Source organism: Companilactobacillus kimchii DSM 13961 = JCM 10707 (genome assembly GCF_001435445.1).
GTDB classification, from domain to species: Bacteria; Bacillota; Bacilli; order Lactobacillales; family Lactobacillaceae; genus Companilactobacillus; species Companilactobacillus kimchii.
Map to the genome: position 1 here is coordinate 164,936 of NZ_AZDH01000017.1, position 13,801 is coordinate 178,736.

Here is a 13,801-nt window from a genome sequence, read left to right on the forward strand (position 1 = left end):
ATTACCTAGCCAACGTTATGCGACTGTAAAGAATGCATCAGTAACTAAAAATTCTAACACAAATAGTTCAATATTCTCTAAAAATACATCGAATACTGGATTAGATGATTTGAACGGAATGGATTTTGGTGGTGCTTCAAAAACAACTACGGCAGTATCAAATGATGATATCAGTTTAGATGACTTAGATGGAATGGACTTTGGAAATTCTAATAAGAAAAAATAAATAATAAGAGGCGATTTGAATGGAAAAGAATAGGGATTATAAATTGAAAAGAATATTTTGGTCGTTTTTGCTCTTTATCGATGTCCTATTATTTATCGAATCAATCGCTACACAAACTATTTGGATCATGGTAGTTGTAATGGTAATAAGTGAGTTTATTAACTTTAAGGGAAATAAATATCTTTTTGGGGAATTCGATGCGCGTAGGAAAAAGAAAAGAGAACTTCGCCGACAGGAGTATCTAAAACAACGTGCATTAAACTCAAACAAATAATTATGTGATGGGAGATTTCAATAATGACAGAACAATACGTATTCGAACCAGAACGCAGAGATTTAGCAATGGTTTGTAGAGAAATGTTTAATCGTAAAAACACTAATGTTGCAGGAGGCAATATTTCAGTAAAAATTACAGCTTCTAAAGATATCGATTTTGGAATCGTACATATAAAAAAGAACCACGATTATATTATTATGACGCCGACAATGATGTCTGAATCTTGGTATGAAAAACTAGATGGATCACAAATTCTCGTTGTTGATTTAGAAAATGGGAAACAAATTGATGGTGTTGGTCGATTGACCAGAGAAATTAACATGCATATTGAAGCATATAAGGCCAATCCTGGTATTACTTGCGTTTATCATTCACACGCTGAAGAATCAATGTTTTGGGCAACGATCGGCCAAGATATGCCTAACGTAACCGAAATAACTTCAGATACTATGTCATTAAAGAAAATTAAGTGTTTGCCATATAGACCTGCATGTTCTAAAGAATTGGCTGACCTAGTTCATGAAAATTTAGTTGCTATCGGTGATGATGCCCTGGAGAATATTTTCTTACTAAATAGTCATGGAGTATTAATTACTTGTACTGACTTGCATGCAGCCACGAGAATACTTGAAACTGTAGAGTGGAATGCTAAAATTGCTTATCAAGAAACCATCTTTAAATCCTTGGGATTACTCAAAAACTATAAGTCTTGTGGTAAAGACACAACCGCCTTTTTGGATTAAGACGAGAGTTAATTTTACATTTATATGAAAGGGCTTTTATTATGAAATTTATTGATTCTGAATTTGTTAAAAAAATGTGTGAGATTACAAATGAATTATATAAACATGGGTGGGATGAAAGAAATGGTGGAAATGTCAGTCTTCGTCTAACTCAAGAGGAAGTCAATCGATTCAACGATTTGAATGATCCCATTAGAAATATCCCCATTAAATTTGATGCTAGTGCTTTAGCAGGACAATATTTCTTAGTAACAGGAACAGGTCGTTACTTTAAAAATGTTCACAATTATCCCGAACGAGATACAGGACTTGTTCGGATTACAGACAAAGGAAATTCGGTTGATCTTCTATGGGGATTTAGCGATGGAGGACAACCAACCAGTGAATTTCCAGCTCATTTAATGACACATATTTCACGACAAAAAATTGATTCTGATCAACGGATTGTCATGCACTGTCATCCTACAAATTTAGTTGCACTATCATTTACACATAAACTAGATGAGGCAAGTGTCAGTCGTCTATTGTGGAAGATGCAGGCTGAATCCTTGGTTGTCTTTCCAGAGGGAATGGGAATTATCCCTTATATGACACCGGGCACTAATGAAATTGGTCAAGCTACCGCTGATAAAATGAACGAATTTAGAATTGTTATGTGGCCACATCACGGAATCTTCGCTTGTGGTGATAGTATGGATGAGACATATGGTCTAATTGAAACTGTAGAGAAGGCATGTATGATTTATACTGCTATTCAAAGCCAAGGTGGTAATATCTTGCAAAGCATTACTGACGATGATTTGAGAGATCTTGCTAAATCGTTTGGTGTTACACCAAACCCACGCTTTCTTTCTACTGAAACTGTGAATAGTTAATAAAAAGTCCGCTCAGATAGTCCCTTAGGAGTCAATCTGAACGGATTTTTGAGTACAATTTAAAACTTGTAAGTCTACCTTAATCTCATATATAATATATATGTAATCGAAAAGAGATCGCAGGAATGCACTCCTACGATCTCAATCATGAGTAGAATAGATTTTTTGGTTAGCTAATCTTTGTGATTAGCTTTTTTTATTATCCAATAGGCACAAGCAAAGAATAAACTCGCAATACCTAGTTGAACAACGGATTCCGCAAACATACCCACGGTCCAAATTCACCTTATTCTTTTTATTCATAGTTTGGCCTTCATTCGCATGTAATCGAGGGGTCCTTACTATTCATATTTACAACTCACTAAGTCAACAAGAATGATCAGTTCGAGAAAATATAACTATGTGTTGATTATATCTAAAAGTTATTATTTATTCCTCTAAAAATATCATTTAATTCTAAATCGTTGACGATAAACATTAGGCGACAACTGCACATGTCTTTTAAAATAATGGTAGAAATAATTTTCGCTAGAGAATCCTAATTTTTCAGCAATCATTTGTACAGTTAGTTCAGTAGTAGTCAATAATTCTTGTGCCTTATGAACTCTAACTTCTTGTGAATAGGAGGTTAGAGTTTTATTTGTTTTCTCTTTTAAAATTCTGTTCAAATATTCAGCATTATAGTGTAATTCTTCTTCCAAAATTTTACGACTAATATTACCCGCATTATCTTCAATCAGTTGCAGGATCTGATTTACCAAATAATCCTTTTTTGAATGATCCAACAAATTAGTAGTCACTTGAAAGTGATGCCTATCCTGTAATTCAGACAATAATCGTAAAATTAATCCCTGCTGTAGATAATTTGACCCTATCTTAACAGTCGTAATTTCTTGCTGTAAAGAATCCAAGATTATTTTAAACGCCTTATCTGAATCGTTTACTTGAGTATGAAATTTTAGATAGTTTCTTTGCCAACTATTTTTATCTTCTAAATTATGTTGTAAGAAGGTAAAAATAGGACCTGAAATATCAATTCCCGATAAAAGCTGATTTAGTAATGACTCTGACAAATTAATAAATACAACTGAACAGTCATCTTGAAGTTCTTCAGTATGTTTCATTTGAGGATTCAACAAACAACCTTCACCAACTTTAAAAGTAAAGACTTGATCTTCTAAATAATTAGTAAGCTGACCTTTCAAAATATACATTAATTCAAAATCTCGATCACGATGCATTCGTTGATAATCATCAGCTTCGAACACATTGAATTTACCGTTTTGAACCATTGTGTAAAGAACCCTTTGATTAGTTTTACGTTTATAAAACATTGATAAAGGTGAATTTGTGGAGATCTCAGGACCATTAGTTGAAGACGGCGTATCTAAATTATTAAAATCTTCTTTAGTCATCAAATAAAACCTCCAAGTTGGAAAATTGCAGTAAGCGTTTGCTAAAAATCGTATATAAACATTATAGCATAGGGCTTTTTACATTAAGATTAAAGTAGATGAAGGGATTGATAAATAATGACTAAAAAAGAAATTTTAAATAACAATTGGCTTTTTCATTATGGCGAATTAGAACGTCAACCACTTAAAACTACTAAAAAGGCAGCTTCTCTTGGCGGACTTACAGCTCCACTGGCCAATGAAGTTGGGAATCGTTTACCAATCAGTGCAGGTGGTACTCACTTCTTGAAATTGATTGCTCAAGGTGATGAAGAACAAGGACTCTTGAATTTAGCTGGTACTGATTTGACGGACAAATTAGCAGACGAATGGGAGAATACTGACTTACCTCATGATTGGAATCGTAAAGTTCCATATGTCAATAATCCTGAAAAATTAATGAGCGGTTCTAAACCGGATGCCGTCGGTTACTATCGTAAAACTTTCAAACTGTCAGATAGCGAATTAAATAAGACAAAGACCATTCTACATTTTGATGGTGTGATGAGAATGGCCGATATTTGGCTTAATGGAATGTATCTAGGTCATAATAATAGTGGCTATAACTCATTTTCTTTTGATATTACTGAGATGGCTCGCTATGGAGCGGAAGGTGAAAATGTTGTTCTTGTTCGTGCCGACACTACTACTGGTGCTGAAGGTTGGTGGTACGAGGGTGCCGGAATTTACCGTTCAGTTTGGCTCGAATACAAACCTTTGATTTCAATTGATAGCGATGATTGTTATATCTACACGAAGAGTTTAAGTAATAATAAAGCTGTTCTTGGAATCGAGCTCTCTGTAAAAAATGATACTAATGAGCTTCAAGTAGTTGCACCAAAAGTTTCCTTAGATGGCAAAAAAATCATTCAGTTTGATGAAACGGAGATTGATGGTCACCAGTGTCATAATTTTGAAAAAACTATCACACTAATGCAGCCTAAACTTTGGACTCCGGAAACTCCATATTGTTACGAAGCCGAATTCGAAATTGATACAGATAAGATTCTAAAGAACTTTGGTATCCATACTTTCGCATATACAACAGATGGCTTTTTCTTAAATGGTCAAAGTTATCAACTACATGGAATTTGTGAACATCAAGACTTTGCTGGTGTTGGTACAGCTCTGAATCAAGATATCGTTGACTACAAAGTTAAAGTTATGAAGGGTATGGGGGCAAATGCTTGGCGTAGCACACATCACTTTGCTTCAGAAGAGCTACTGAACGCTTGCGATCGTTTTGGTATTATTTTAATTAACGAGAATCGATTATTGGAAAGTACTCCTTGGCGTGTCAATGATTTAAAGCAAATGGTCTTGAAAGATAGAATGCATCCTTCCATCGGGTTCTGGTCTATTTCTAATGAAGAATTGATTGGCAATACACCATTGGGTAGTCGTATTGCACAAAAATTGACCCAAACAATTAAACAATATGATCATGAACATCTAATTATTGGTGCTGAACTATTGACTCCTGAAGGTATCATTGATGAAAACTATGTTAAAAATCTAGATGTTTTGGGTGTTAATTATCCCGAAGCCGGCGTTATGGGTTCTGGTGCCAAATTGATTCATAAGAAATATCCTAAATTACCGATGATGAGTACCGAAAATGCTTCTTATTTTTCAACACGAGGGATCTATAAAGATAATGAAGATAAGAGACAGTGTAACAATTTTGGATCTTATTTCTCAATGGTTCTACCTGGTGTAAGAAAACCCGGTGACCCCGGAGTAGGTGGCACTGCACATCCGGAAACAGTTATAAATTATTTGAAAAATAATCCTTATATGGGTGGCGTATTTTTATGGACAGGATTTGATTATTATGGAGAACCATCACCATTCAATTGGCCTGCTATCAGTTCACAATTCGGTATAACTGATTTATGCGGTTTCCCTAAGGATTACTACTATTACTATCAAGCGCATTGGACTAAAGAACCAATGATTCATCTCATGCCTAGTTGGAATAAAGATCAATTGGAACTAAATAAACAAGGTCAGGTTTCAATTAGAACCTTTAGTAATGCTGAAATAATAGAGTTATTTGTTAATGATCATAGTTACGGCAAAAAGAATTTGGACGATTGTACCGCCAATTGGTCAATTCCATATGAGCCTGGAGAACTAAAAGTCGTTGCATATCAAAAAGGTAAAGTTGTAGCTCAAGATAGTCGATTCAGCAATGGTCCAACTAAGAAAATATCATCTTCAAAAATATATGAAGGCAAGAATATGACATTGGTTGCCTTAAAAGCTGTTGATAAGAATAATAAATTTGTTGAGAATGCTAATGAATCAGTTAATTTAGAAGTCTCTAACGGAAAAATAATTGGCACTGGCAACGGTAATCCTATTGATCAGAATATGGATAACAATAAAGTTAATCTATTCAATGGCTTAGCTTTAGTAATAGTTTCTAAGAATAGTGATTTACGAATTCATCTAAATTAAATTATATAAAAATGTCCTCCAATAATTTGGAGGATATTTTTGATTCGATGAGAATCGATAACCTTTGATTACAACACTATTCAACTTTGAAAAATGGATTTTCGTTGTTCTAAGTAAGCGCTAACATAGTGTTTGTGAAAAACAAAAAAATACGTTTAGGAGTTGATATTAGTGAGTAAATTACGTGTTAGAATCGGGATTTTAAGTATCGCTTTATTATCAATGTGTGGGATTGTGATTACCCCAGCTTTTAGTGAAATCATTCAAGCTTTTCCTAAGGTTCCTGCTACCACCATTCAAATGATTGGTTCTTTACCCAGTTTAGGACAACTAATTATCAGTTTACTAGTCGGTAGATTAGCCATGAGTATTCCTAAGAAAAGACTAGCTTTGATTGGTGTTACATCTGTCATTATCGGTGGAATAGTTCCTATTTTCTGGCATAGTCAAATTGCTATTTTGCTAGTATGTGCTTTCGTCGTTGGTATTGGAGTTGGGTTTGTTTCAACATTGACGCCAATGTTAATTTCAATCTTCTTTAAAGGTGAGGCTAGGGCATCAATGATGGGATTCAATACGGCCTTTAATTCATTGGGTGCCGTTTTAATGATGTCAGCCGCCGGAATTTTAGGAAGTAAAATGTGTTTCCATTCTTACTATGTCTTTTTATTAGCCGTGTTGGTGTTCTTTTTAGTTCTCTTTATGCTTCCTTTAGACAAAGTCGAAAAAGTTAATATAAATTCATCTAGTAATCAGTTTCACTTGAATTCAACAGATCTACTAGATCATACAACTTATAACTGGCAAGTCCGCGTTACTGATAACCGTCGAACAGTTAGCCCCTGGTCTTCTAAAATGGTATTCACAACTGAATTGAAACATTGGAATGCTAAATGGATTGAACCTAAGCAAGATAACATTTCCGAAGAAGAACCTTTAGATTTAGCAGCCATGTTTGGTGGTAAACCTATGCCCAAGCAGACATCTCCAGAACAAAGGTTGCGACCGGTTCAATATCTCCGTAAGAATTTTAAATTACATAAACCAGTCAAAAAGGCTCAATTATTCATGACGGCACATGGCATTTACTATCCAATGATCAATGGACAAAGAGTAACTCAAGCTCAATTTATGCCTGATTTTACGTCTTACAAAAATATTCTCCAATATCAATATTTTGATATCACCAAATTTTTAGGTACTGTTAACAATTGGACCGTTGTACTTGCTGATGGCTGGTATTCTGGTTGTATTAGCACCACGGGTAATGGTGGTCAATTCGGTGATAAGAATGGTATTTTAGGAGAAATTATTATTACTTATGCTGACAAAACTCAAGATATCATCAAGACTGATTGGGACTTCAAATCAACCACAGGTAAGTATATTTACAGTGATATCTTTATTGGCGAGAAGCAGAATCTCAATCAAGAGCCCGATTGGAATAATGCTCAAAATGTGGACGAAGTTTCATATAGTTTGGATAACCTTATCCCTCAGGATGCGCAATACGTCCATGAATTGCCGGCAATTTCAGCCAAGAAGATTTGTCGTGATGAAGATGCTATTTTAGTAGATTTTGGACAAGTTATTGCTGGGAAAATCAAATTATCCACTTATTTAGGTATAGGGGTTTCTGTAAAAATTGAGCACTCTGAGGTTCTGGATAAAGATGGACATTTCTTTAATAACATTACTGGTCGTAATAAGGATCAAACAGACTATTTTGTTGGCCGAGGTGATTTTGAAACATTGACACCTGATTTTACGTTCCATGGATTCCGTTATATAAAGATAACCGGTTTAACATAGGCACCATCATTGGATTGTAGAAAATATTGGTGGATTATCGCCAATTGATCCAGGTTATCGTAAATTCAAGGTTGTCATTCCAAACGATTCACGATTTAGCAGTTCGAAATTGAATTATCAATCATCTAATGGACTTATAAAAGTTAATTGGAAACGTGTTGCTGATAAATTAATGGTTCAGATACATGTACCTTTCAATACAACGGCCCAATTGATAATAAAGAGGAAAATAAAAGAATTAGGTAGCGGTGATTATGAATTTAATGTTTAGATAACAAATAAGCGGCTCAATCGTAATGATTGAACCGTTTATTTGTTCTGTCGAAATTCTTTCGGGGACATATGATAAAGTTCATTGAACCGCTGATAGAAAAAGGAATGGTTAGAGATACCGACTTCATTAATAATTTGAGAAATTGACCATGATGTATTTATAAGATAATTTTTGGCAAATTCAAATTGTTTATCCTGTACTAATTGTTTGAAGGTTTTACCTGTTTTTTGATGAACGATCTTACTGAAGTAATTAGGATGAAAAGAAAAATGTTCAGCTGCGTTCTTTAAAGTAACAGTTCGAAAATTTTGTTCGATGTAATCTTCAATACTATCGGCCAAGTTAGCTTTTCCATATAAGGAATACTCATGTTCGCGAGTGATACGAATGAAGAATACCTGTAAATTAAGCTCCATGATACGCCTATAACCTGGCTGATGTTCTAATTGTTCCTTTAAAATATCCAATAATAGTGGTTTTAAGGATAGAGCTTTACGGATGATTAAGAAACTGGGCTGGTTATTCTCAATGGAAAGACATTGAGCAATAAATTTTGAAAGCTCACCACTTTTAGGGATGTAATTTAGAAAACTACTGGTGAAATATTCTTTTTTAATAAGTATGTTAATGATAATATCTTTTTCTGTAGTTTTTAACAGAGTATGGGCTGTATTAGTGTTAATAAACGCCATATCACCACTCTTTAATATATATTCTTCTCCTTCAATCCATTCAGTCACCTGACCACTAATAACATAATTAATTTCAATGTAATCATGAACATGCAAGGGGACAATTGAGTAACGAGTATGTTGATTAAGCAGCAGGGTTGGCTCATTAGATAATTCATTGGAAAAGGAAATTGATTTTTGTAAAGCCAATTTTAAAATTGCATTAAAAGTAAACAAATAAACTGGTTGGTTATTGAATGAACGAAGCTGAGGATAACCTTTGTAGATTCCCAATTGATCATCGTGCTTGTCTCGATGTTTAATTTCTGAAGTTGAAAGCTTTTGAAGCCATTTTTCGGTAGGAGTCAATTTATCACCTTAAGTTTTGTCATAGTTTTAGTTAACTTCTGATATTTTTAATGTTACCGCTTTCTTATAAACTAAACAAGTAAACTTAAAGAGATAGAAAGGAGTCGAAACACATGAAGAATGAAGAGTTAGCAGATGCCATCATCAAAAATATTGGTGGAACTGAAAATATTGAAAGCTTGATTCACTGTGTTACTAGATTGAGATTTGTATTAAAGGATGAGAGTCTCGCTCAAGATAAAACTATTGGAAATTTAGACGGAGTTATCTCCGTAGTTAAGAGTGGCGGCCAATACCAAGTTGTCATTGGTAATAAGGTCGGAACTATTTATGACGCTATTATGAATAAGTATCAAATTAAAGGCCAAGATGACGACGTTAAGGAAAAAACATCAGATAATCAGGAAAAACAAAACTTATTTAATCGTTTTGTTCATATGATTATTGCTATTGTTGGACCGATGATTGGCGTTATTGCTACAGCTGGTATTTTAAAGGGACTTACCGCTTTATTAACATCAATTCATGTCATTTCAAATACATCTTCAACATATACAATTCTATATGCAATTAGTGATGCAATGTTTTATTTCCTACCAGTTTTAGTTGGTTTTTCAGCTGCTAAGTACTTTAAAGCTAATCAATATATTGGAGCTGGTTTAGGATTGGCACTTTGTTACCCTACATTAGTTCAAGCCTATTCGGCTGGAAAAGCAATGAATTTCTTTGGAATTCCCGTTGTTTTAGCTAATTACACTTCATCACTTTTCCCCGTAATTTTTGCGGTTTGGTTAATGGCAATTACTGAAAAATATTTAAATAAACATGTATCTGATTCAATTAAATCAATTATTGTACCATTTTTAGCCTTTCTGGTTGGTATTCTTCCTACATTGATTATTGCAGGTCCAATTTTGACTTATGTCAGTCAATTATTATCTAAACTAGTTTTGGGAATCTATAATTTTGCTCCCGTAGTGGCTGGTGTTATTCTAGGTGCTTTCTGGCAGGTTATTGTTATTTTTGGACTACACTATGCCTTTATTCCCGTATTGATGAACAATATCACGACTTTACACTATGATCCAATTAACGCCATTTTAACCGTTACTGTATTTGCCCAAATGGGTGGGGCTCTGGGAGTTTGGTTGAAATCAAAGCAAACTAAGACTAAGAATATTGCTGGTGCTGCAGCATTTTCAGCATTCTTAGGTGTTACTGAGCCCGCTATTTATGGTATCTCATTAAAATTTAAACGTGTTTTTGCCATGACTTTTATTGGTGGTGGTATCGGTGGTGCCATTATGACATTGATGAACGCAAAAATGTATTCCTTTGGTGCTAACGGTATCTTCTCTGGCCCTTTGTATATTAACCCTAAGGGCATTGATAATAGTTTATGGGCTTTTATTATCGCCGACGTTGTTTCATTAATTGTAACGACTATTTTGACATATCTATTTGGTTATAAAGATATAGTTGACGAAAGTGAAACTGATACAAATAAGACTAAACCTTCAACAGGAATTGTTTTAAATAATCAAAATATTGATAGTCCACTGGATGGAAAAACTATTGCACTAACAGAAGTTAATGATCAAGTATTCTCAAGTGGTGCTATGGGAAGCGGTTTTGCGGTTATCCCTAATAATGATTCAAAAGTTTATGCTCCATTTAATGGTTCAGTGGTTACTGTTTTTGAAACCAAACACGCTTTAGGTTTGATTTCCGATAACGGTGTCGAAATGTTAATTCACATGGGTATCAATACGGTTGAATTAAAAGGTGAACCATTTGATATTAAAGTAAAAACAGGTGACACGATTAAAAAGGGTCAATTGCTGGCTGAAGTTGACTGGCAAGATATTAAGAATAAAAATTATGATCCAACAACTATGGTTGTAATTACTAATACCATGGAATACAAACAAATTAATAATTTGGATTTGAAAAATAAGCAACCAGTATCAGTTGGTGATGCAATATTAAGAATTGATTAAGGTGAAAGTTTTATGACAAGATTAGCAGATGCATTAAATAACAAAACAGAAAATTATATTTTTCCATTCTTGTGGTTACATGGTGAGGATAAAAAAACATTGCTAGGTAATATCCATAAAATTTATGATAGTGGTGTTAAGGCCTTTTGCCTAGAGTCACGTCCACATCCCGATTTTTTAGGAGATAGATGGTGGCAAGATCTCGACATCATTTTAAATGAAGCTAAGAGTTTAGGAATGAAAGTTTGGATTCTAGATGATTCCCATTTTCCAACAGGTTTTGCCAACGGTAAAGTTAAAAATGACTTACCACAATATTTGAAGAAATATCTTTACATCAAGCAATTAGATTTCAGAGGCCCACAACAAGATGCCACAATTATTTTGAAATATTTACGTCCTGACAGAAGATTCCAGCCAGCAGATCCTAACGTTCAACAGCCAGAAAAAATTTTAAAAGTAATTGCCGCAAAAAAGATTGGTAACGACAAAGTAGATGCCAATTCTTTAGTTGATATTACTGATTCATTAAAGGATGGATTACTTAATTGGAATGTTCCTGATGGTGAATGGAGAATATTTACTTTAATCGAAACTATTCATGGTGGTGAAAAGGAGACAGAAGGATATTTAAATCCCTTAGTTTCTGATGCTACAAAAGTTTTATTAAATGAGGTCTACAAGCCACATTATGAACATTATAAAGAAATGTTTGGCAATGTTATCGCAGGATTTTTCAGTGATGAACCTAGATTTGGTAATCATCATGGAGCTGAATCGCGTTTAGGTATTGATGAAATGGTATTGCCTTGGCGGGATGGGATGTTAGAAGAATTTTTTAATGACGATTATTTGCAATTGCCATTGTTAACCACCGTATCCGCTAATGGTCAGGAAAAGAAGATTCGCTATAAGTACATGAACCTTGTCAGTAAATTATATTCTCATAATTTTACTAAAGTTTTAAGCGACTGGTGTCATGAACACGAAGTAAACTATATCGGTCATTTAATTGAAGACAACGGATCACATACTAGATTAGGATACGGAGCAGGACATTATTTTCGTGCCTTGGATGCCCAAGATATGGCTGGTATTGATGTTGTCTTGAATCAGATTATGCCAGGAATGGATAATACTTGGTTTAAATCGATGACTGGTGCTGGCTGGAATGGTGAATTTTTCCATTATGGATTAGCCAAAATGGGAGCTTCCTTAGGACATTTGGATCCTAAAAAACACGGCCGTGTTATGAGTGAAGTCTTTGGAGCCTATGGTTGGGCCGAAGGATTAACATTAATGAAGTTTATTGCCGATCATATGATTGTACGTGGTGTTAATCATTTTGTGCCGCACGCTTTTAACCCTAATAAGTTTCCAGACCCAGACTGCCCACCACATTTTTATTCAAACGGTCATGAACCTGAGAATAGAGCTTATTCAGAATTATTCAATTATATGAATCGATTGTCACATATTCTAAGTGGAGGACAGCATATCGCTCATGTGGCCGTCTTGTACCACGCTGAGGATGAATGGTTAGATAAAGATGCCATGCCATTTGAAAAACCAGTTAAAGTTCTCATGCAAAATCAAATTGATTGTGAAATTACACCATTAGATTATTTAAAATCCGCAAACATTCAAAAAAATTATTTTGAAATTAATCATGAAAAATTTGATACTCTAATTATTCCGGAAACAAAATATGTTCCACATGAATTGCTAGGGATTCTAAAGGTATTACAACAAAATGATATAAAGCTACTTTTCGTCAATAACTATCCTGAACAAGACGAATCACTAAATAATATTAAAGACGTCACTGAAATATTGGGAACAAAGATAGGCTTAAAAGATATTCCATACAACTTAACTAATAAAGATATCTTTGTTAAAGCAGATACTGTTGAACCTTACTTGAGATTCTATAATTACCAAAATGAGGATGATCATTTATTAATGTTCTTAAATGAAGACCCTTCAAAGGTTATTGATACGACGCTAACCATTAAGGAAAAATTTGCTTACCAATATGATGCAATGACAAATACGATGCAAAATATTGATATTGTGGATGGCAAGTATAAATTAAATCTCGCACCAGGACAATCAATAGTATTAATTAAAGGTAACAACTACAACGTAATTTCAAATAATAAATCACATCATAGCGTATTATTGGAACCCCAAAATATAGCCTTATCGCTTGCCTCAGCTGAATCGTATCCTAATTTTGAGTCAACGAGAAAACTTGATCAATTAAAAAGCATTAATTTATTAGATGGATTAAGAGAATTCAGTGGAAATATGAAGTATTCTTTTCAATTCAATTTAGACAAAGTCACTGAGATGATGTCTTTGGATTTAGGTACCGTTAACGAGATTGCAACGGTTAAACTAAATGGTCATCCCTTAGGAACAAGAATTGCTTATCCATATCAATTTGATAATATATCCAAATTTTTAAAGGTTGGAGTCAATGAAGTAGAAATAGTTGTGGTTAACAATCTAGGTATACAGCAACAGGATTTCTTATCACAGTACATGCTTATTAAACCAGCAGGCCTATTAGGTCCTATCAATATTAAATACTAATAAAAGAACAGGATTGGAAATTTTATTCTTCCAATCCTG

Annotated in this window: 10 protein-coding genes and 1 pseudogene; 9 read left to right on the forward strand and 2 right to left on the reverse strand. The window is 34.1% G+C overall.

Annotation, left to right across the window (positions count from 1 at the left end; all coding sequences use genetic code 11):
- The 4 genes and pseudogenes from FC97_RS13690 to rhaD form a co-directional block, all read left to right on the forward strand.
- A pseudogene (locus FC97_RS13690) lies at nucleotides 1-226 on the forward strand (PTS galactitol transporter subunit IIC); the annotation flags it as partial.
- 19 nt (nucleotides 227-245) lie between these two features.
- Nucleotides 246-500, forward strand: a complete 255-nt coding sequence (locus tag FC97_RS07765) for a hypothetical protein (RefSeq protein WP_054642183.1) — start codon at nucleotides 246-248, stop codon at nucleotides 498-500.
- Nucleotides 501-523: 23 nt separating this feature from the next.
- Nucleotides 524-1,246: a class II aldolase/adducin family protein gene (locus tag FC97_RS07770; protein WP_054642184.1), complete on the forward strand. Its 723-nt coding sequence runs from the start codon at nucleotides 524-526 to the stop codon at nucleotides 1,244-1,246.
- A 41-nt stretch (nucleotides 1,247-1,287) separates the two neighbouring features.
- Nucleotides 1,288-2,121 carry a rhamnulose-1-phosphate aldolase gene (gene rhaD / locus FC97_RS07775; RefSeq protein WP_054642185.1) on the forward strand — a complete coding sequence of 278 codons (834 nt, stop codon included), beginning with the start codon at nucleotides 1,288-1,290 and terminating at the stop codon, nucleotides 2,119-2,121.
- A gap of 446 nt (nucleotides 2,122-2,567) precedes the next feature.
- Here rhaD and FC97_RS07780 read toward each other — a convergent pair whose 3' ends face one another.
- Nucleotides 2,568-3,536: an AraC family transcriptional regulator gene (locus FC97_RS07780; RefSeq protein ID WP_054642186.1), complete on the reverse strand. Its 969-nt coding sequence runs from the start codon at nucleotides 3,534-3,536 to the stop codon at nucleotides 2,568-2,570.
- A 117-nt stretch (nucleotides 3,537-3,653) separates the two neighbouring features.
- On the opposite strand from FC97_RS07780, the gene FC97_RS07785 reads away from it, so the two are divergent.
- The 3 genes from FC97_RS07785 (at nucleotide 3,654) to FC97_RS13885 (ending at nucleotide 8,121) form a co-directional block, all read left to right on the forward strand.
- A complete protein-coding gene (locus FC97_RS07785) occupies nucleotides 3,654-6,038 on the forward strand; it encodes a glycoside hydrolase family 2 TIM barrel-domain containing protein (RefSeq protein WP_054642187.1) in 2,385 nt (794 codons plus the stop codon).
- A gap of 171 nt (nucleotides 6,039-6,209) precedes the next feature.
- Entirely contained in the window at nucleotides 6,210-7,850 is a 1,641-nt protein-coding gene (locus tag FC97_RS07790; protein ID WP_054642188.1) for an MFS transporter, read from the forward strand.
- 43 nt (nucleotides 7,851-7,893) lie between these two features.
- Nucleotides 7,894-8,121, forward strand: coding sequence for an alpha-L-rhamnosidase C-terminal domain-containing protein (locus FC97_RS13885; protein ID WP_225868687.1), 228 nt, complete (start codon nucleotides 7,894-7,896; stop codon nucleotides 8,119-8,121).
- Between the two features lie 38 nt (nucleotides 8,122-8,159).
- Here FC97_RS13885 and FC97_RS07795 read toward each other — a convergent pair whose 3' ends face one another.
- Entirely contained in the window at nucleotides 8,160-9,164 is a 1,005-nt protein-coding gene (locus tag FC97_RS07795; RefSeq protein WP_054642189.1) for an AraC family transcriptional regulator, read from the reverse strand.
- Nucleotides 9,165-9,277: 113 nt separating this feature from the next.
- Here FC97_RS07795 and FC97_RS07800 point away from each other — a divergent pair, with 113 nt between their 5' ends.
- Nucleotides 9,278-11,164 (forward strand): beta-glucoside-specific PTS transporter subunit IIABC, encoded by a 1,887-nt coding sequence (locus FC97_RS07800; protein ID WP_056968040.1) that lies wholly within the window; start codon nucleotides 9,278-9,280, stop codon nucleotides 11,162-11,164.
- Nucleotides 11,165-11,176: 12 nt separating this feature from the next.
- Nucleotides 11,177-13,762, forward strand: a complete 2,586-nt coding sequence (locus tag FC97_RS07805) for a glycosyl hydrolase (RefSeq protein WP_054642190.1) — start codon at nucleotides 11,177-11,179, stop codon at nucleotides 13,760-13,762.
- The last annotated feature ends 39 nt before the right edge of the window (nucleotides 13,763-13,801 follow it).